16 protein-coding genes and 1 other RNA gene are annotated in these 19,788 nt (G+C 66.4%); 8 read left to right on the top strand and 9 right to left on the bottom strand.

Translation table 11 applies throughout. The features are described 5' to 3' along the window. Positions 1-824: 824 nt before the first annotated feature. A complete protein-coding gene (locus ACEWQZ_RS05690) occupies positions 825-4,454 on the top strand; it encodes a hydantoinase B/oxoprolinase family protein (protein ID WP_476482107.1) in 3,630 nt (1,209 codons plus the stop codon). Between the two features lie 115 nt (positions 4,455-4,569). On the opposite strand, the gene ACEWQZ_RS05695 is transcribed toward ACEWQZ_RS05690, so the two are convergent. Both ACEWQZ_RS05695 and ACEWQZ_RS05700 read right to left on the bottom strand, forming a co-directional pair. After that, the gene (locus tag ACEWQZ_RS05695; protein ID WP_476482108.1) at positions 4,570-5,508 is read right to left on the bottom strand and encodes an electron transfer flavoprotein subunit alpha/FixB family protein; all 939 of its coding nucleotides are present in this window, start codon (positions 5,506-5,508) and stop codon (positions 4,570-4,572) included. Then, positions 5,508-6,254, bottom strand: a complete 747-nt coding sequence (locus ACEWQZ_RS05700; RefSeq protein ID WP_476482109.1) for an electron transfer flavoprotein subunit beta/FixA family protein — start codon at positions 6,252-6,254, stop codon at positions 5,508-5,510. Before ACEWQZ_RS05700 ends, ACEWQZ_RS05695 begins: the two co-directional genes overlap by 1 nt. A 206-nt stretch (positions 6,255-6,460) precedes the next feature. Between ACEWQZ_RS05700 and rfaH the strand changes: the two genes are divergently transcribed. The 3 genes from rfaH to ACEWQZ_RS05715 all read left to right on the top strand — a co-directional run bounded on the left by rfaH (position 6,461) and on the right by ACEWQZ_RS05715 (position 10,488). After that, entirely contained in the window at positions 6,461-6,973 is a 513-nt protein-coding gene (gene rfaH / locus ACEWQZ_RS05705; protein WP_476482110.1) for a transcription/translation regulatory transformer protein RfaH, read from the top strand. 246 nt (positions 6,974-7,219) lie between these two features. Next, the gene (glmS, locus tag ACEWQZ_RS05710) at positions 7,220-9,052 is read left to right on the top strand and encodes a glutamine--fructose-6-phosphate transaminase (isomerizing) (RefSeq protein ID WP_476482111.1); all 1,833 of its coding nucleotides are present in this window, start codon (positions 7,220-7,222) and stop codon (positions 9,050-9,052) included. A 44-nt stretch (positions 9,053-9,096) separates the two neighbouring features. Beyond that, positions 9,097-10,488 (top strand): nucleotide sugar dehydrogenase, encoded by a 1,392-nt coding sequence (locus tag ACEWQZ_RS05715; protein ID WP_476482112.1) that lies wholly within the window; start codon positions 9,097-9,099, stop codon positions 10,486-10,488. Positions 10,489-10,549: 61 nt separating this feature from the next. Here the strand turns inward: ACEWQZ_RS05715 and prmB are convergent, their stop codons facing one another. The 7 genes from prmB to rsmI form a co-directional block, all read right to left on the bottom strand. Continuing rightward, positions 10,550-11,440, bottom strand: coding sequence for a 50S ribosomal protein L3 N(5)-glutamine methyltransferase (gene prmB, locus ACEWQZ_RS05720; RefSeq protein WP_476482113.1), 891 nt, complete (start codon positions 11,438-11,440; stop codon positions 10,550-10,552). A gap of 144 nt (positions 11,441-11,584) precedes the next feature. Continuing rightward, an RNA gene (gene rnpB / locus ACEWQZ_RS05725) (RNase P RNA component class A) lies at positions 11,585-11,939 on the bottom strand. Positions 11,940-12,013: 74 nt separating this feature from the next. Continuing rightward, positions 12,014-12,859, bottom strand: a complete 846-nt coding sequence (gene asd / locus ACEWQZ_RS05730; RefSeq protein ID WP_476482114.1) for an archaetidylserine decarboxylase — start codon at positions 12,857-12,859, stop codon at positions 12,014-12,016. After that, positions 12,856-13,497, bottom strand: a complete 642-nt coding sequence (locus tag ACEWQZ_RS05735; protein WP_476482115.1) for an SCO family protein — start codon at positions 13,495-13,497, stop codon at positions 12,856-12,858. The genes asd and ACEWQZ_RS05735 overlap by 4 nt, the downstream gene beginning before the upstream one ends. Before the next feature lie 84 nt (positions 13,498-13,581). Further along, positions 13,582-14,265 carry a zinc metallopeptidase gene (locus ACEWQZ_RS05740; protein ID WP_476482116.1) on the bottom strand — a complete coding sequence of 228 codons (684 nt, stop codon included), beginning with the start codon at positions 14,263-14,265 and terminating at the stop codon, positions 13,582-13,584. A 58-nt stretch (positions 14,266-14,323) separates the two neighbouring features. After that, positions 14,324-14,728, bottom strand: coding sequence for a globin (locus tag ACEWQZ_RS05745; protein ID WP_476482117.1), 405 nt, complete (start codon positions 14,726-14,728; stop codon positions 14,324-14,326). Between the two features lie 191 nt (positions 14,729-14,919). Then, positions 14,920-15,789, bottom strand: coding sequence for a 16S rRNA (cytidine(1402)-2'-O)-methyltransferase (rsmI, locus tag ACEWQZ_RS05750; RefSeq protein ID WP_476482118.1), 870 nt, complete (start codon positions 15,787-15,789; stop codon positions 14,920-14,922). Positions 15,790-15,889: 100 nt separating this feature from the next. Here rsmI and ACEWQZ_RS05755 point away from each other — a divergent pair, with 100 nt between their 5' ends. The 4 genes from ACEWQZ_RS05755 to thrC all read left to right on the top strand — a co-directional run bounded on the left by ACEWQZ_RS05755 (position 15,890) and on the right by thrC (position 19,723). Next, positions 15,890-16,927 (top strand): YeiH family protein, encoded by a 1,038-nt coding sequence (locus ACEWQZ_RS05755; RefSeq protein ID WP_476482119.1) that lies wholly within the window; start codon positions 15,890-15,892, stop codon positions 16,925-16,927. Between the two features lie 239 nt (positions 16,928-17,166). Continuing rightward, a complete protein-coding gene (locus ACEWQZ_RS05760; protein WP_476482120.1) occupies positions 17,167-17,463 on the top strand; it encodes a hypothetical protein in 297 nt (98 codons plus the stop codon). Next, complete coding sequence (locus ACEWQZ_RS05765; protein WP_476482121.1) at positions 17,460-18,410, top strand: homoserine kinase; 951 nt, start codon at positions 17,460-17,462, stop codon at positions 18,408-18,410. Before ACEWQZ_RS05760 ends, ACEWQZ_RS05765 begins: the two co-directional genes overlap by 4 nt. After that, positions 18,407-19,723: a threonine synthase gene (gene thrC / locus ACEWQZ_RS05770; protein WP_476482122.1), complete on the top strand. Its 1,317-nt coding sequence runs from the start codon at positions 18,407-18,409 to the stop codon at positions 19,721-19,723. Before ACEWQZ_RS05765 ends, thrC begins: the two co-directional genes overlap by 4 nt. Positions 19,724-19,788 lie beyond the last annotated feature (65 nt).

Here is a 19,788-nt window from a genome sequence, read left to right on the forward strand (position 1 = left end):
CGCCTTGACATCGAATAACGACATGCCCGCATTATGCCGGCAGATCACGCGTGGGTCGCGGTTACATCGGCAGCGGGCGGCATTCAAGGTCGTGTTCACTCGTGAGCTACGCGTGTCCAGGCGTTCCAGGCTGTCCGTCGGCGATGTAACGCCGACCTACGCGGGCCGCCAGCAGCCGATCAGCGCCGAAACCACCCGCCGCCACACGTCACCGGATCCCCCCGACACGCCACACCTGCCGCCAACCACGCGTAGGTTGCGGTTACATCCGCGACGGACGACGTTTCAACCCTGATCACACGTAGCGCACACGCGCCCGGAACCGCTCACCTCGCCCGTCGGCGATGTAACGCCGACCTACGCAGGCCGCAACAACCGATCAGCGCCGAAACCACCCGCCGCCACACGTCACCGGATCCCCCCGACACGCCACACCTGCCGCCAACCACGCGCAGGTTGCGGTTACATCCGCGACGGACGACATTTCAACCCCGACCGCGCGTAGCTCACGCGCGCCCAAACCCGCTCACCTCGCCCGTCGGCGATGTAACGTCGACCTACGCGGGCCGCCAGCAGCCGATCAGCGCCGAAACCACCCGCCGAAACACGTCACCGGATCCCCCGACACGCCACACCTGCCGCCAAGCACGCGCAGGTTGCGGTTACATCCGCGACGGACGACATTTCAACCCTGATCACACGTAGCGCACACGCGCCCGGAACCGCTCACCTCGCCCGTCGGCGATGTAACGCCGACCTGCGCTGGTCCGGTCAACGCCAATCGCCGCCGAATCTTGAGCCCGAACCCCTGCTAAAGTCACCCCATGCCTACTTCCACCAACCCAACCGAAGCCCGCAGCAGCGCGAAGTGGGCGTTCTGGATCGACCGCGGCGGCACGTTTACCGATCTGATCGCCCGCACGCCCGCCGGGGACCTGCGCGCGACGAAGCTGCTGTCGGACAACCCCGAGCAGTACCAGGATGCGGCCATCGAGGGCATTCGGCGCCTGCTGAACCTGCGCCCCGACGAGGCGATTCCCGACGGGCGAATCGAGCATGTACGCATGGGCACCACGGTCGCCACCAATGCCCTGCTTGAACGCAAGGGCGAACGCACCGCCCTGGTCACTACCCGTGGTTTCCGCGATGCACTCAGGATCGGCCACCAGAGCCGGCCCGATATCTTCGCCCTCGACATCCGCCGGCCCGAGCAGCTTGGCGATGCAGTCGTCGAAATCGACGAACGCATCGACGCCAGCGGCAACACACTCATCCGACTCGACGAAGATCGCGTGCGCGGACAGCTCTCCGAGCTTCGTGAGAAGGGCATACGCGCGCTGGCGGTGATTCTGGTGCATGGCTACCGCTACCCTGAACACGAGCAACGCATCGGCGAGATCGCCGACGAGCTGGGCTTCGAACAGGTCAGCCTCTCGCACCGCGTCAGTCCGCTGATCCGCTTCATCGGCCGCGGCGACACGACCGTGGTCGACGCCTATCTCTCGCCGGTGCTGCGCCGCTACGCCGACCGCGTTGCCGCCGAGCTGGGTGACGTGCGCCTGCAGTTCATGAAATCCGACGGCGGCCTGACCGACGCGACCAGCTTTGCCGGCAAGGACGCCATCCTCTCGGGCCCGGCCGGCGGCATCGTCGGCTGCGTGCGCACCGCCGGCCTGGCTGGCCTGGAGCAGGTGATCGGCTTCGACATGGGCGGCACTTCTACCGACGTGTCGCACTACAGCGGCGAGTTCGAGCGCAGCCTCGAGACCGTGCTTGCGGGCGTGCGCCTGCGCGTGCCGATGCTGGAAATCCATACCGTCGCCGCCGGCGGCGGCTCGAAGCTGCATTTCGACGGCAGCCGCTACCGGGTTGGCCCGGACTCGGCGGGCGCCGACCCCGGCCCGGCCTGCTACCGTCGCGGCGGGCCGCTGACGGTTACCGACTGCAACGTGATGCTCGGCAAGCTGCAGCCGGACTTCTTTCCGAAAACCTTCGGCCCGGGCGCTGATCAGGCGCTCGACGCCACAACCGTGCGCGAGCAATTCGACGCGCTGTGCCGCAAGATTCGCGCAGCCACCGGGGACAGCCGCCGTCCGGTGGAAGTCGCCGAAGGCTTCTTGCGCATCGCCGTGGCCAACATGGCCAATGCCATCAAGAAAGTGTCGGTTCAGCGCGGCCGCGACGTCACCGGCTATGCGCTCAACTGCTTCGGCGGCGCCGGCGGCCAGCACGCCTGCCTGGTGGCCGACGAACTCGGCATCGAGACCGTTCTGATCCACCCGCACGCCGGCGTACTGTCAGCCTATGGCATGGGCCTGGCCGACGTCACCGCCCACCGCGAGTTTGCTGTCAATGCAACGCTCGACGGCGCCCTGGCCGAGCGTTTGACCGCCGCTTTTGACGACAGCAGCGCCGATGCCATCGCAGAGCTGCATGACCAGGGCTTCGACAACTCGGCCATCAAAATCCGGCCCACCTGCCGCCTGCGTTATACCGGCACGGACACCAGCCTGCCGGTGACCTTCGGAGCAGTCGGTGCCATGAGCCGGGAATTCAACCGGGCGCATCGACGGCAGTTCGGCTTCGCCATGGACAACCGCAAGCTGGTGGTCGAGGCCGGTCTGGTAGAGGCCATCGGCCACAGCCGCGCGCTTGACGCCGAGCCGGAACTCGAGGCCAACCGCCCAGAAGCCGAGCCAACGGCGCGGGTCGAAACCTTCATGGACGGCCAGCTCCGAGCCGACACGCCGGTTTACCGTCGCGACCAACTGGCCGCGGGCCAGCGCATCGACGGCCCGGCCATCCTTATCGAGCCCAACTCCACCGTCGTCGTCGAGCCGGGCTGGCGCGCCGCGCTCAATCGCCACGGCCACCTGCTGCTCGAGCGCGCCGAATCGAAGCGCGCGTTACGCGCCGACGCCCAGGTCGACCCGGTGCTGCTGGAGGTCTTCAACAACCTGTTCATGTCGATCGCCGAGCACATGGGCGCCACGCTCCAGCAGACGGCCTGGTCGGCCAACATCAAGGAACGCCTCGACTTCTCCTGCGCGCTGTTCGACGCCGCCGGCCGACTGGTTGCCAACGCCCCGCACGTGCCCGTGCACCTGGGCTCCATGGGCGAGAGCGTGCGTGCCGTCATTGACGCCTTCGCCGATGACATGCAGCCCGGCGACGTTTTCCTGCTCAACGACCCCTACAACGGCGGCACGCACCTGCCGGATCTCACCGTGGTCAGCCCCTGCTTCGACGACCGTGGCGCGGAAATCCTGTTCTACACTGCCAGCCGCGCCCACCACGCCGACGTGGGCGGCATCACGCCCGGCTCCATGCCGCCCGACAGCACAAGCATTCACGAAGAAGGCGTGCTGATCGGGCCGATGCGCGCGGTCCGGCGGGGCGAGCTGTGCCGCGACGCGCTGAAGGCCCTGTTCACCAGCGGCAAGTATCCCGTGCGCAATCTCGAACAGAATTTCAGCGACCTGCACGCCCAGATCGCAGCCAACCACCGCGGCGTGCACGAACTGGCCGGCATGATCGAACAGTTCGGCCTGGATGTCGTGCGCGCCTACATGGGCCACGTGCAGGACAACGCCGCCGAGCAGGTCGCACGCGCAATCAGTCAACTGGCCGACGGCCGCTGGATCAAGCGCATGGACAACGGCGCACGGGTGGAGGTGAGCATCACCGTCAATCGCGAGTCACGCCGGGCAAGGATCGATTTCACCGGCACCAGCGAGCAGACGGGCGACAACTTCAACGCCCCGCGCGCCATCACCCGCGCCTGCGTGCTCTACGTGCTGCGCACCCTGGTGGCTGACGACATCCCGTTGAACGACGGCTGCATGGCGCCCATCGACCTGATCATCCCCGAAGGCAGCCTGCTCTCGCCCGTGCATCCGGCCGCCGTGGTCGCCGGTAACGTCGAGACCAGCCAGGTCGTCGCCGACGCCCTTTTTGCTGCCATGGGTGTGCTGGCCAACGGCCAGGGCACCATGAACAACCTCACCTTCGGCAACCAGCGCTACCAGCACTATGAAACCCTGTGCGGCGGCGCAGGTGCCGGCCAGGGCTTCGCCGGTGCCGATGCCGTCCAGGTGCACATGACCAACTCGCGCCTGACCGATCCCGAAATCCTGGAAACCCGCTTCCCCGTCAGGCTCGAAGCCTTCGGCGTGCGCGCAGGCTCCGGCGGCAGCGGACGATGGCAGGGCGGCAACGGCGCCGAGCGCCGCATCCGCTTTCTCGAGCCGATGACGGTCGCTGTCCTGGCCAATTCAAGAAAGATCGCGCCGAGCGGCATCGAGGGTGGCGGCGAAGGCAACACCGGGAAGGCGTGGATCGAAAAGGCGGACGGCCAGAGGCAGGACCTCGCCGGCACCGACCGCGTCGAAGCCGCAGCCGGCGACCTGCTCGTGCTGCAAACACCCGGCGGCGGGGGCTTCGGAAACGAATGAAACCGATGCGTTACGCTGACGCTCCACGCATCCCGCGTTGTCTACGCCCCTGAGGGCCCGGTCCGCGCAGGATGGGTGAAGGCCGCAGGCCGTAACGCATCGGCCCCGCTTTTGTTCAGAGCTTGGCTTCGAGCTCCGGCACCAGCTCGAACAGATCGCCAACCAGGCCGAAGTCGGCAATTTCAAAGATCGGCGCTTCGGGGTCCTTGTTGATGGCCACGATCGTGCCGGCGTCCTTGATGCCGGTCAGATGCTGTATGGCGCCGGAGATACCGACGGCAAAGTAGAGGTCTGGCGCAATGATCTTGCCGGTCTGACCGACCTGCAGCTCGTTGGGCACGTAGCCGGCATCCACCGCCGCGCGCGACGCGCCCACGGCTGCGTTGAGCTTCTTCGCCAGCGAATAGATCGTGTCGAAGCCTTCGGTCGAGCCCATCGCGCGGCCGCCGGAGACGACGACCGTCGCGGTGGCCAGGTCGGGGCCCTCGCCTTCGCCGCCTTCAACGCCGATCCAGCGCGTGTGCCCGGGGTTTTCGGCCTGCGCCTCGCGCGCCTCGATCTCGGCCGAGCCACCCTCGCCGGCCGCGGCAAACGAGGCCGTGCGGATGGTGGCCACCACCGGCTGATCCTCGTCTACCTTGACGGTGACGATGGCGTTGCCGGCATAGATCGGGCGCTTGAAGCTGCGCTCGTCGATGACTTCCTGAATGTCGGAGACCTGGTTGACGCCAATCAGCGCAGCGGCGCGCGGCAGCACGTCCTTGCCGTAGGTGGTCGAGGGCATGAGGATATGCGAGTAGTCGCCAGCCAGCGCCTTGATTTCCGGCGCCAGACGGGCCGCCAGGAAGTGCTCGAAGTCAGCGTGTGCAACGGTCAGCACCCGGGTAACGCCCTCGAGCTTCGCGGCCTGTTCGGCGACACCCGACGGGTCGGCGGCAAACACCGCGATGTCGATATCGGAAATACCCAGGCCCAGCGCCCCGGTCAGAGTCTTGGCCGTGGCCGGGCTCAGGGTTTCGCCGTCATGTTCGGCAATGATCAGAATTCTGGACATTACAGCAGCCCCTTCGACTTGAGTTCGGACACCAGCTCGTCGACGCTTTCGACCTTCTTGCCGCCGCCGCGCTGCGGTGGCGGCTCATAAGAGACAGCCTCGATGCCGCCGGCGCGTTCCACGCCCAGCTCGTCGAGCGACAGCGTCTCCAGCGGCTTGCGCTTGGCCTTCATGATTTCCGGCAGCTTGACGAAGCGCGGCTCGTTGAGACGCAGGTCGGAAGTCATCACCGCCGGCAGCTCGACCTCGATGGTCTCGAGCCCGGCGTCGACCTCACGCGCCACGGTCGCCTTGCCGTCGGCCAGCTCGACCTTCGAGGCAAAGGTCGCCTGCGGCCGGTCCCACAGCGCGGCCAGCATCTGGCCGGTCTGGTTGGCGTCGTCGTCGATCGCCTGCTTGCCGAGGAAGACGATGCCCGGCTCTTCCTTCTCGACCAGTTTGAGAAAGGTGCGCGCCGCTGTCAGAGGCTGCACGTCACCGTCGGCGCTGACCTGAATGGCGCGGTCGGCGCCCATGGCCAGGCCAGTGCGCAGCTGCTGCTGCACTTCGTCACCGCCGATGGAGGCCACGATCACTTCCTCGGCCTCGCCGCGCTCCTTGATGCGCAGCGCTTCTTCAAGCGCAATCTCGTCGAACGGGTTGATCGACATCTTCACGCCGTCGGTCTCGACGCCGCTGCCGTCTTTCTTGACCCGCACGCGAACGTTGTAGTCCACCACTCGTTTGAGAGTGACCAGAATCCTCATGAGCGAACTTCCTGTTTGGGACTGGGAAATCGATACAGCGCACTATTGTAACGGGTCAGAGCGTCGAAAAAGGGTGGAATCCATGGGCCCCAGCGGTCGAGCCGCACTAACGGCTCGGCGTCTTTCGCCTTCCGCGGTGATTGCCGCTGATGTATCCTGTGGTTGGCGAAAGTGGGACAAAAACAGGTAAACGGGGCACCGAGGAAATGCAACAGCAGCGCATGTGGCGGGCGGTTTTCTGCAAGCCCGGCCAGGAAAGAAAAGCCGAAGCCCACCTCGAGAATCAGGGCTTCGAGGTGTTCTTGCCACGTATCCGTGCGCGCAGGCGTTCGCGGGGCAGCTCGCGCCTGCTCGTTCAGCCGATGTTTCCGCGCTACCTGTTCGCTTATCTGTGTGCGCACGCCGACGACTGGAGCACCATCCGCTCGACTCGGGGCGCGATTGGTCTGGTGCGCTTCGGCAGCCGCGTTCCGGCCGTACCGAACGAGCTCATCGAACTCCTCCGGCGCCGGCACGGCGATTTCGGCGCCATCGACATGAGCGAGGCGATGGAGTTTCGCGCCAACGATCCGGTCGAGATCACCGACGGCGCCATGGCCGGCATGCGCGCCGTCTTCCAGACCCGCTGCGGCAAGGAGCGCGTGGTCATCCTGCTCAAGCTGCTCGAGCAGGAACGCCGGGTGGAACTGCCGGCTGACAGCATTCGGAAGGTTGTCTGACTGGTTTGCTGGTTTGCTGGTTTGCTGGTTTGCTGGTTTGCTGGTTTGCTGGTTTGCTGGTTTGCTGGTTTGCTGGTTTGCTGGTTTGCAGTGATTCTGCCGAAGTGCTGGCATAATACAAATCCTGCGAGCAAGGCCTGGTTTAACCAGCCAGCCAGCTCACCAGCCAACTGCCTCCAGTGGCAACAGGTCCGAAACCCAGAACACCGATAGCCAAAAACACACACTTGGACGAACCCAACCCCCATGTGCGGAATCGTAGGCGCCACAGCGGCGCGCAATATCACTCCCATTCTGCTTGAAGGCCTCAGACGCCTCGAGTATCGCGGCTATGACTCCGCCGGTATCGCCGTGCTCGACGGCGACGGCATCGCGATCCGCCGGGCCGTCGGCAAGGTCGAGGCGCTGGAAAGCGCGCTCGCCGGCGACGCGCTCGAGTCGCATACCGGCATTGCCCACACCCGCTGGGCCACCCACGGCAGGCCCACCAAAACCAACGCCCATCCGCACCGCTCGGGGCAGCGCCTGGCGATTGTCCACAACGGCATCATCGAAAACTTCACCGCCCTGCGCGAGGAGCTGCAGACCGCGGGCTTTCAGTTCACCTCCGATACCGACACCGAAGTGGTGGCCCACCTGATTGCTCGCGAAATGGATCAGCAGCGGGATTTCGTCACCGCGTTTTCCCGCGCCACTGCGCGCCTGGAGGGCGCCTACGCCATTGCGGCAATCTCCCCGGCCGAGCCAGAGGCCCTGTATCTGGTGCGCATGGGGTCACCGCTGGTCATCGGAGTGTCCACCGAGGAGAACTACGTCGCCTCCGACCCGCTGGCGCTGCTTCAGGTCACGGACCGTTTCATCCACCTGGAAGACGGCGACCTCGCACGGGTGGACCGCCATGGCGTCTCGCTGTTCGACCTTCAGGGCCAGACCATCGAGCGCGAACCCGAACGCTATGCCCACGATGATCAGGTGGCCAGCAAAGGCGATTATCGCCACTTCATGCTCAAGGAAATTCACGAGCAGCCCGAGGCAGTGGCCAACACTCTGGCCGACAAGCTCGGCACTCAGGGCGTGCTGACCGAATCCCTGGGCCCGGAAGCGAATGCCATCCTCCCGCGGGTGGAGAACATCCACATCATTGCCTGTGGCACCAGCTACCATGCCGGACTGGTTGCGCGCTACTGGATCGAAACTCTCGCCGGCATTCCGGTCAGCGTGGAAGTAGCCAGCGAATATCGCTATCGCCAGCCGGTCGCCCCTCCCGGGACCCTGTTCATCGGCATCTCCCAGTCCGGGGAAACCGCCGATACGCTGGCCGCGCTGCGCTTTGCCAACGAGAGCGGCTACCTGCAGACCCTGGCCCTGTGCAACATGCCCGGCTCCACCCTGGTGCGTGAATCCGGCCTGCGGCTGCTGACCCGGGCCGGCATCGAAATCGGCGTGGCTTCCACCAAGGCGTTCACGACGCAGCTGGCCGCGCTGTACTGGCTTGCCCTGGCGCTGGGCAGAGCTCGCGGCCTGCTCGACCCGGCGGCAGAAAAGCGCGCGACGGCAACCTTGCGGGCTCTGCCAGAAACGATGGCCAGCACGCTGGCGCTCGAACCGGCCATCACGGAGATGGCCGAAGAGTTCATCGACAAGCAGCACGCCCTGTTCCTGGGCCGCGGCACTCACTTTCCGATTGCCCTGGAAGGCGCACTCAAGCTCAAGGAAATCAGCTATATCCACGCCGAAGGTTACCCAGCCGGCGAACTCAAGCACGGCCCCCTGGCCCTGGTTGATGAAGAAATGCCCGTGGTCACCGTGGCCCCCGATGACCACCTCCTGGGCAAGCTGCGGTCCAATCTGGAAGAGGTCCGCGCCCGCGGTGGCCAGCTGATCAACTTCATCGCCGAAAACGTGGACATGCAGGACGGCGACGGCGTCACCAATCTGCGGGTGCCGGGCATGAACTGCAGCACCAGCCCGATCATCGCCACCCTGCCCCTGCAGCTGCTGGCCTATCACGTTGCCCTGCTCAAGGGCACCGATGTCGACAAGCCGAGAAATCTGGCCAAGTCGGTCACGGTAGAATGATCAGCAAATCAGCGAACTGACAACAACAACAACGACCACCGCGAATGAACGCCAACCTGTCGCTCGATGAACTCCAGGCCGACCTGACCGCCGGCAACGCCACAATCGCCGTCATCGGGCTGGGCTACGTGGGCCTGCCGCTGGCCGTGGCTTTCGCGAAAAGACACCCGGTCATCGGGTTCGACATCAAGGCGTCCCGCATCGCCGAACTGCAGGCGGGGCAGGACACCACCCGCGAGGTCGAAGCCGGGCAGCTCGAGGCCGTCAGCGACAAGCTGCAAACGACGAGCAACCCTGAAGACATGGCCGCGGCACGCGTCTACATCGTCACCGTCCCCACGCCCATCGACGCCTACCGACGCCCCGACCTGCGCCCGCTGCTGGCCGCGAGCAAGACTGTTGGCAAGGTCATCCAGCCCGGCGATATCGTCATCTACGAGTCCACCGTCTACCCCGGCTGCACCGAAGAAGATTGTGTTCCCATTCTCGAACGCGAGTCCGGCCTTCGCTGCGCCTCGGACGCGGCGGGCCGGGATGGTTTCGACCTCGCTTCCGGCCAGGCCGCAGACGAGCCGACCGGGGCCCCCTCCGATACCTTTTTCGTGGGCTACAGCCCGGAGCGGATCAACCCAGGCGACAAGGCCCATCAGGTCACCGACATCGTCAAGGTCACCAGCGGCTCCACCGCCCGGGCGGCCGACCTCATCGACAGCCTCTACGCCTCGGTGGTGACGGCCGGCACCCACAAGGCGGCGTCGATCCGCGTTGCCGAGGCCGCCAAGGTCATCGAAAACACCCAGCGCGACGTCAATATCGCGCTGGTCAACGAACTGGCCATGCTGTTCGCCCGCATGGGCCTGGACACCACCTCGATACTGGAAGCGGCCGGCACCAAGTGGAACTTCCTGCCGTTCAAGCCCGGGCTGGTTGGCGGACACTGCATCGGCGTCGACCCCTACTACCTGACGCACAAGGCCCAGCAAATCGGCTTTCATCCGCAGATGATCCTGTCGGGCCGCCGCACCAACGACGGCATGGGCCAGTTCGTGGCCGGCGAAATGATCAAGCTGATGGCCGCCCGCAGCTGCTACCGGCCAGGGGCCAGGGTCTTGATCCTGGGCCTGACTTTCAAGGAAAACTGCCCGGATCTGAGAAACACCCGCGTCGTCGACGTGATCAAGGCCCTGAAAGGCTACAACCTTCAGGTCGACATCCACGACCCCTGGGCCGACCCGGCCGAAGCAAAGCGGGAATATGGCCTCGAGCTGACCGCTCAGCCCCAGGCGGACGCTTACGATGGCGCCATACTCTGCGTTGCCCACAGCGAATTCAGGGACCTGGCCAATCCCGGCATCAAGCAATGGCTGAAAGCCGACAGCGTCATTTACGACCTCAAGAGCGCCCTGCCGCCGGAAATCACGAACGCCCGCCTGTAATCGGCACCCACAGCCGCCGTGACATATGGATGCGCAGCTTGCGTTGCCTGTGCGTTCAGCATCAAGCCGGCATCCGGCCTAGCGCCTCCGCCTCGATCAGGGCCACGCCATCCCCGCCGAACTCGAATTCCAGCCAGGTGAACTCGATCCGGCGCTCGTGCAGCAAATGCTCAAGCGCTGCGGCGGCCTCGCCGACTTCAATGATGAGCACGCCCTCGATCTCGAGATGATCGGCGGCGGTGTCAAGCAGGCGGCGCACCAGATCCAGGCCGTCTTCACCGGCCTCCAGGCCCAGGGCAGGCTCCCGGTGATACTCCTCGGGCAGTTCAGCCATCGAGGCGGTCGGAACGTACGGTGGATTGGCCAGAATCACGTCATAACGCCGTCCTTTCAGAGCGTCGAGCAGGTCCGACTCGATCACCTCCACACGCTCGGCCACCGCATGACGCTCGGCATTGCGGCGCGCCAGGGCCAGCGCGTCGGGGCTGACATCCACCGCGTCGACCGTCACTTTGGGCCAGTAAACCGCCGTGGCGATGGCCAGGCAGCCCGAACCCGTGCCCACATCCACCACCCGTCGCAGCCGCTCCGGATCCACCCAGGGCGCGAATCCGTCGACGATCAGCTCCGCCAGCGGTGAACGCGGCACCAGCGCATTCTCGTCAACCAGGAACTTCAGCCCGGCAAACCAGGCCTCGCCGATCAGATAGGCCAGCGGTTTGCGCGTTGCGATACGCTCGGCGATCAAGGCATCGAAGCGCTCGCGCTGCGCTGGCGAACCTTCCATGTTCAGGGCGTCATCACCAAAGTCCGGCGGCAGGCCGAAAGCCCACGATGCCGCCCAGCAGGCCTCATCAAGCGCATTGTCGGTGCCGTGACCGAAGAACAGACCGGCCGCTTCCATGCGGGCCGCGGCGGCGCGGATGAGGGGTTCGATGGTGGGAGCAGGCATTATGGTTGGCTGGTTGGCTGGTTGGCTGGTTGGCTGGTTGGCTGGTTGGCTGGTTCGCGAGTTGGCTGGTTCGGCAGCCGGGAGGTTCGGTGGGCCGCTGCGCCGAACCAACCAGCCAACAAGCTAACCAGCAAACAAGAATCAGGTGAGAGCCGGCCTGTAAGCCGGGTTCTGTCGAGGACAGTCATTCGTCTGGGACGGCTGTCGCCAGCCGCCTCTAGCAGCCTACCCGGGTGCAGCGCGGGCCGCGCCGTTGCACCCCTATTTGGCCTTGCTTCGGGTGGGGTTTGCCGTGCCGCGGCTGTTGCCAGCCGTGCGGTGCGCTCTTACCGCACCCTTTCACCCTTGCCTGTGTCGTTTCCGACCATCGGCGGTATGCTCTCTGCTGCACTTTCCGTCGGCCCTGATCGGACCGCCCAGGCGTTACCTGGCACCCTGCCCTGCGAAGCCCGGACTTTCCTCCATGCCATGCAGGCACAGCGACTGTCCAGCCGGCTCTCGTAACCAATTATGACACCGAATTGGCGATTTGGTTGATTGGTTGATTAGCTGGCTGCCCGGCTTCCCTGCGCTTCAGGTCAACGCCTGGCCCATACGCACACGGCTGCCCGGCGAAAGCCCCGGCACCCAGGCCGGAAAGTCCGGCGGCGTGAGCACGATCACGGTCGAACCCCAGTGGAAACGCCCGAGCTCGCCGCCGCGAGCCAGCTCATGGCCGTCAATCCGGCGGCTGCGCACGTCCGGGCCCGGGCGGCGATCGGTCGGCCCCCCCCAGACGGTCTCGATGCCGGCAACCAGCATGGCCGCCACCATGACCACCGCCACCGGCCCATGGTCGGTTTCGAGCATGGCGACCATGCGCTCGTTGCGGGCAAACAGCTGCGGCACGGCCCGGGTGGTATTGGCCGAAACGCTGAACAGCCGGCCGGGTACGCGCACCTCCTCGACCACGCGCCCGGCAACGGGCGAATGCACGCGGTGGTAGTCCTTGGGCGCCAGATAGACGGTGACGAAGTGGCCATCTTCAAAGGGCGCCGCACGCTCGGCCGAACCAAGCAGTCTGGCGGCGGTGTAGTCGATGCCCTTGGCCTGCAGGATGGTATCGCCGCGCAGGCGCCCGAGCTGACTGACGGTGCCGTCGGATGGGCAGACCAGGCGGTGTTTTCCGGCAGCGATCGGACGCGCAGACGGGCTCAGCGAGCGCGTAAAGAAGTCGTTGAAGCAATCATATTCGGCCGGCTGCTTGCGCTTGGCTTCGGCCAGATCGACGCCGAACAACCAGATGAACACGCGGATGAAAGGCTGGCTGAATACGCGCCAGTGGCACGACGACAACCGCCAGGCGATGGCGGTGAGCAGCTTCTGCGGCACGACATGCTGCGGCCAGACCAGCAGCCGCAGAGACAGCGGCGGTCTCATCGAGTCAGCGCAAACAGATCGGCGGCAACCGCCTGGTGATCCAGCGGCGGCGAAAAGCGTCCGTAGAGTCGACCCTGCGGATCGATGATCAGAATGGAGGCCGAGTGATCCACGCTGTAGAACCCCGAGTCCGGGTCGGGCTCGTCCAGAGCAAAGTAGATGCCCAGGCTGCGGGTCAGCTTGCGGAGTTGCTCTTCACCGCCCGTGGCGCCGATGAAGTCCGGATCGAACGAGCGCATGTACTCGCCCAGCGCTTCGGCGTCATCGCGTCCGGGGTCAACGGAAACAAAAATCACCTGCGGCTTCGAGGTGGCGCCCATGGTGTCGAGGCTGCTGATTGCCGAGTGCAGCATCGCCAGGGTATCCGGGCAGATGTCCGGGCAGTTGGTAAAGCCGAAGAAAAGCAGCGACCACTGCCCCTGCAGGTCTGCGTGCGTGAGCTCCCCACCCGCGGCCGTGCGCAGCTCGAAGTCCGGCAGCGGCCGGGTCTCGGGAAAGGCCTGCGCCGCCCTGAGCTCCTGCGAGCGCTCGAACAGCATGGAAGAAACCACAATGCCGCCGGCAATCGCCGCCAGGGCAATCACGACGATCAGGAAAATGCGACCGGAAGCGGCACGCGGGAAATTCAATCGAGTCATGCCGCAATTATATCGAAGGCGAGGCGACGCGACCCATCCCCGAACACGCCTGCTTGCAATCGATGGCCTTCATCAGCGGAGGCATCAGCGCCCGAGCAATCTCATCCACCACCAGAAATTGACCACGCCGATCAGGGCCCCGGCGACGTAAGTGAGCGCGGCGGCGGTGAGAATACGACGGGCGGCCCAGCGATCATCGGGCTTGAGATAACCACCCTTTTCCAGCAGCGGCAGCGCGCGCCGAAAGCTGGCATCGAACTCGGTCGGCAAGGTCACCAGATGCACAATCACGCCGGAGGCCAGCGAGGCCACCGCCATCGCCAGCAGCGTCAGCCCGGCGCGCGGCAGGCGCAGCGCCAGCATGATGACCGGCGCGAGCACCAGCAGAACCATGCCGAAACGCTGAAAACGCTGCATGCCCTTGACCAAGCGCGTGCGCCACAACAGCGGACGATAGCCATCGGCGTGCTGAATCGCATGGCCGACCTCGTGCGCGGCAACCGTAACCGCCGTCAGCGAGGCGCCGTCGTGATGCTCCGGGCTCAGCCGCACCATCCGGTCATCGGGATCGTAATGATCGCCTCCCGAGTCAGTGCGCTCCACGCCCACCGATTCCAGCCCCAGCCGCTTCAGCAGATGCCGCGCCAGCTCCCCGCCGGTGCCCTGATAACGATCGGCCGGGCGGCGGTACCTCGCCAGTACACGCTTGACCCACCACTGCGGCAGAAACGCGATCGCGGCGACGAAGGCGAGGACAATGACGGGCATGGGCGCCGGTTGCCTTGGATGGCGTTGGGTGGGGAGGGAAGTTTAGCAGGCGCCGTTCTCAATACCGCTGGACAAAGAAATCCGTAGTCTTCTTCAGCGCTTCGGCCCAACGGGCTTCGAGCTGCGGCGTCAGGCGGTCGTCGTGCTCGCTCACCGCCTGCAACAGGCTCTGGCGCCAGTAGGTGTAGAGCTCGGGCTTGACCGGAACGCGACCCTTGCGCGAGTGCACATCGGCCATCTCCTTGAGCGGGCGCTCGACGATATTCGAGCCGCCGGCGTAGGTCAGCGCGATGCTGATGCCGCGCCGGAGCATCTTGTTCTGCTTGACCCAATCGGTGTGGGCAAACATCGGCACCATGCGCGGATCGCTTTGCAGCAGCAGCTCGTAGAACCGCGTGATGAAACCGCGCTTGCGGGTGCAGCGGCCATAACTGGCCTGTACGTCCTGGTAGGTCTCGGACATCTCGGTTGCCGTTGGAAATATGAGTGAGTGCGAATGTTAGCGACGCCGCAACGGTGGCTTCTTGACCATGATCAAGATCAAGACCCACGGGCGGAAACGATATTCCTCCATGGCGTCATTCCACTGGCGCCGCCACCCGAAAAGACCCCGGCTCGGGAGCTGTGAAGAGGATGCCTCCGCGGCATGCGGCTCTACCTGCGCCGGGCTTCGATCAGGGCAAATGCTTCTTTCCGGGGCAGGCCGGTCAAACGCGCCAGCACCTTCGCCGCGCGCGACGGCGGAAGCTCGCGCGCCAACTCTGCGGCCAGCGCGTCGGGATCGATGGCCGGGGCCGCGCTGTCGCTGCCGGCAACTACCAGCACCGCTTCGCCGCGCTGCTGATTGGCATCGGCTGTCACCCAGTCAGACAGCGCCTCAAGCGCATCGCGCCGCACGGTTTCATGCAGCTTGGTCAGCTCCCGCGCCAGCGTGGCGCGGCGCTCGGCACCGAAGGCAACGGCCATGTCTGCGAGCACGGCCGGCAGATCGCGCGCCGGTGCATAGAACACCAGCGTGGCCGTCTGCCCGGCGAGCTCGCCCAGGCGCTTTCTGCGAGCCGCCGTGCGCGCCGGAAGAAAACCCTCGAACCAGAAGCGATCGGTGGCCAGGCCGGCGATCGACAGCGCCGCGGTGGCGGCACAGGGGCCCGGCACGCTGCGTACCGCAACGCCGGCATCATGGGCAGCGGCCACCAGGCGATAGCCGGGGTCGGAAATCAGCGGCGTGCCAGCGTCGCTGACCAGAGCCAGATCGGCACCGGCCTGCAGCTTCTCGATCAAACGCTCGACCACCCGCGCCTCGTTGTGCTCGTGCAGGCTGACCATCTCCGCATGCGCCTCGCGCTCCAGCGGCAGCCGCGCGGTCACCCGCGTATCTTCGGCGGCAATGATCGGAACCGACACCAGCAGCCGCCTCGCGCGCGGCGAGAGATCGTCAAGATTCCCGATCGGCGTGGCGACCACCCAGAGGGTGCCGCGGTCACCGGGAGGCCGGTTTTCGACGCTGCCTTGTTTCGTGTTCATGGGCTGAATTTCCCCGTGGTCCCGAGTGTAAATAAATGCGGCGGCCTCACGCGCATCGGTTAACCTACCATCTCGCTCTCGACGCATGACAACAAGATCCATGGCGAACTCGGCCAAACCGTCCGCGCTTCCCGGTTTTCTGATCGCATTGGGCATCGCAGTGGGTGCCTGGGTGGTCGTTCGGCTGGTGGCAATGCTGCCGCCGCCGGTGGGCACTCTGCCGCTGAACATGATGCTGGTGGCCATCCTGACCGGGCTGGCGCTGGCCGGGCCCACACAACGACGACCGGCATGGCAGCCGGGGCTCGACCTCGCCCGCGGGCCGCTGCTCAAGATCGCCACGGCCCTGATCGGCCTGCGGCTGAGCCTGGCCGCCCTGGGCGAGCTGGGTGCACAGGCCCTGCCGCTGGTGGCGCTGGTGGTGCTGGTCGGCCTGGGCGCAAGCCTGCTGCTGGCCCGGTTCGCCGGCGCCAGTCCGCGGCTGGCCATCCTCCTGGCTGCAGGCACATCGATCTGCGGCGCTTCGGCCATCGCCGCCACCGCACCGGGGGTAAAAGCGAAAAGCGACGAAATCTGCTATGGCATCGCCTGCGTGGCCCTGATCGGCCTGACCGCCACCCTGGTCTATCCCTGGGCGCTGAGCCACCTGCTGGAAACGCCACAACAGATCGGCCTTGTCATGGGCGTGGCCATCCACGACACCGCCCAGGTCACCGCCGCCGCGGCACTGCACGAGCAGTCGTGGGAGGCGGAAGGGACACTGGTGGCGGCCACCGTGGCCAAACTGATGCGCAACGCCGGAATGGTGGTGGTAGTTCCGGGGCTGGTCTGGGCTTATTCCCGTCGCCACGAAGCCGGATCCGCGCGGGTCAAGCTGCCGCTGTTCATCATCGCCTTCATCCTGCTCTCGGGCGTGCGCAGCGGCGTCGATGCCCTGCTCGGCCCCGACAACGCGCTCTGGAACGGCTTTCTGGCCGTCGTCTCGCAAATATCGGTATTTGCCTTCGCCATGGCCATGGCCGCGCTGGCCACCACCGTCCAGCCCTCCGAGCTGAAAGCCCACGGCTGGAAACCCGCCGCCGCCGCCATCGGCGCCCTGGCCCTGATGTTCGGCATCGGCGTGTGGTGGGTCGGGTAGAAGCCTGGTTAACTGGTTAGGCCGCCGAGAGGATTGGTGGGCGGCAGTACCCCGAAAGCTCGGGTGGCACACTGACGGTTAATAAGCACTACAGGTCTCGCGAGGTAGCCGCTCCGCAAATCCATAGAGAACCGAACCAGCCAACCGGCTAACCAGCGAACAAGCCTCCCCTCCCACCGCGGCGGCAGCGCGAGTACACTTGAATGCTGTCCTTAGCGAAGCTCCCGGGGCTGAAACGAATGCACTGGATTGCCCACAAGTTCGGCGGCTCTTCTCTGGCGGACGCCGAGCGCATCGACCGGGTCGCCAGCCTGCCCGAGAGCCGCGCTGACGAAGCACAGCTCGTCGTCTCAGCCATGGCGGGCGTCACTGACAAGCTGATTGCGCTGACCGACAACGTGGTCGCCTTCACCACCGAGCGCTACCGCGACAACCCGCTGATCGTGCAGGGCCCCGGCGCCGGTCCGGAAGTGACCGCCGCCGGGGTGTTCGCCGACCTGTTGCGGGTAGCCAGCGGCCTGGGAGCAAAGCTTTGAACGGCTCTCACAGCGCCAGCGCCTTCGCCCCGGCCAGCGTCGGCAACGTGGCTTCCGGCTTCGATCTGCTCGGCCATGCCGTCAACGGCCCCGGCGACACGGTCACGGCCACGCGCACCGAACAGCCTGGCGTCACCATCAAGGCGATCACCGGGCTGGCCAACGACCTGCCGCTGGATCCGGCCGCCAACACCGCCGCTGTGGCCGCACAGGCGCTGCTCGAGGCCACCGATCCCGGTTTCGGGCTCAGCCTGCGCATCCACAAGGGCATTGCGCTGTGCTCGGGCCTGGGCGGCTCGGCCGCCTCGGCGGTGGCCGGCGCGGTGGCCGCCAATGCGCTGCTGGACAATCCGCTGCCGACACAGGCGCTCTATCCCTTCACCCTGGCCGGCGAAGCGGTGGCCAGCGGCGACCCGCACGGCGACAACCTGGGCTCGCAGCTGCTCGGCGGGCTGGTGCTGGCCACCCGCGACGGGCTGCTCAAGCTGCCGGTGCCGGCTTCGCTGCGCGCCGTGGTTGTCCATCCCGACTATCGCGTGGCTACCCGCAAGGCGCGCCAAGCCCTGCGCGAGCCTTTCGACCTGGCCACCGTGGTCGCCCAGCAAACCCATCTGGCCGAGCTGATCTGCGGCTGCTATGAAAACGACGTCCGGCGGCTCGCCCGCGGCCTGGTCGACGTGATGATCGAGCCGCGCCGGAGCGCGCTGATCCCCGGCCTGTCTCAGGTCAAGGCAGCCGCCCTGGAAGCGGGTGCGCTGGGCTCGGCGATCTCCGGCGCCGGGCCAACGGTGGTCGCCTGGTTCGACGGCGCCGAAGGCACGACGCAGGCAGCCGGTGCCATGCACGCGGCCTTCCGGCGCGCCGGTTTCGAATCACAGTCCTGGATCACGCCGGTGAACGCGCCCGGCGCGCGATTGATCAACGCGCCGCCGGCGGAGGCCGCGTGAAGTTCGTCAGCACCGCAGGCGAGACCCGTGCCGACCTGGGCGAGGCGCTGACCAGCGGGCTTGCGCCCGACGGCGGCCTGTTTGTGCCCGAGCGCCTGCCGGCGCTTGATGCCAACGCGCTGGCCGGCTGCCGGACCCTGCCCGAGACCGCGGCACACATTCTGGCGCCGTTTTTTGCGCACAGCGCGCTGGCCGAAGCGCTGCCCGGGATCTGCCGCGAGGCGCTCGACCTGCCGCTGCCGATCACCGTCATTCCCGGGCGCGAAAAGAGCGAAGCGCCGGCCTGGCTGCTCGAACTCTTCCACGGCCCCACCGCCGCCTTCAAGGACTTCGCCGCCCGCTTCCTGGCCGCCAGCCTGTCGCGGCTGCGCGCCGATGGCGCGCCCGAGCGCACGGTGCTGGTCGCCACCTCCGGCGACACCGGCAGCGCGGTCGCCGCGGCGTTTCATCGCCGCGCGGGCTTTCGCGTGGTCGTGCTCTATCCCGACGGCAAGGTCTCGGCGCGCCAGGCGCATCAGCTCGGCGCCTTCGGCGACAACGTGCGCGCTTTTCGCGTGCAAGGCAACTTCGACGACTGCCAGCGCCTGGTCAAGCGCGCGCTGGGCGACCGCGAGCTGCTCGAGCAGGTACCGATGACCTCGGCCAACAGCATCTCCATCGGCCGCCTGCTGCCGCAGATCAGCTACTACGCTCATGCCGTAGGCCGGCTGTCGGCCCAAACGCGCGCGCCGATCGACCTCATCGTGCCCACCGGAAATCTCGGCAATGCCCTGGCCGCCATCATGGCCCGCGAAATGGGCCTGCCCATCGGCCAGGTCACCCTGGCCACCAACGCCAACCGCAGCCTGCCCGACTACTTCGCCGGCGGCAACTTCGACCCGCAAAAGGCCGTCGCCACCCTGGCCAACGCCATGGACGTGGGCGCGCCCAGCAACTTCGAGCGCCTGGCCTGGCTGTTTCGCGACCGCGACCTCCGGGATGCCGGCATCGACGCAGTCAGCATCGACGACGAGCGCATCCGCGAGACGATCGTCAAAACCGACCGCGAACGCGGCCTGGCCGTGTGCCCCCACACCGCCTGCGCCATGGCCGCGCTGGACGACCGCCGCCAGGCCGGCAACAACCGCCCCGCCCTGATCGCCGCCACCGCCCATCCCGCCAAATTCGAACAGGTCGTCGAGCCACTGCTCGGCCGCCAGATCCCGCCACCCGAGGCACTCGCAGCATTGCTGCAGCAGCCGAGCCACGCCGAGAAGCTGACATCCGATTACAGCGCCTTGCAGGCCGCGCTACGTCGCCCGTCGCGGATGTAACCGCGACCAACTTCGGCGGTCAACCTCAAGCCGCCGTCGAACGAACGACGTAGGTCGGCGTTACA

The organism is Wenzhouxiangella sp. YN1, from assembly GCF_056324145.1.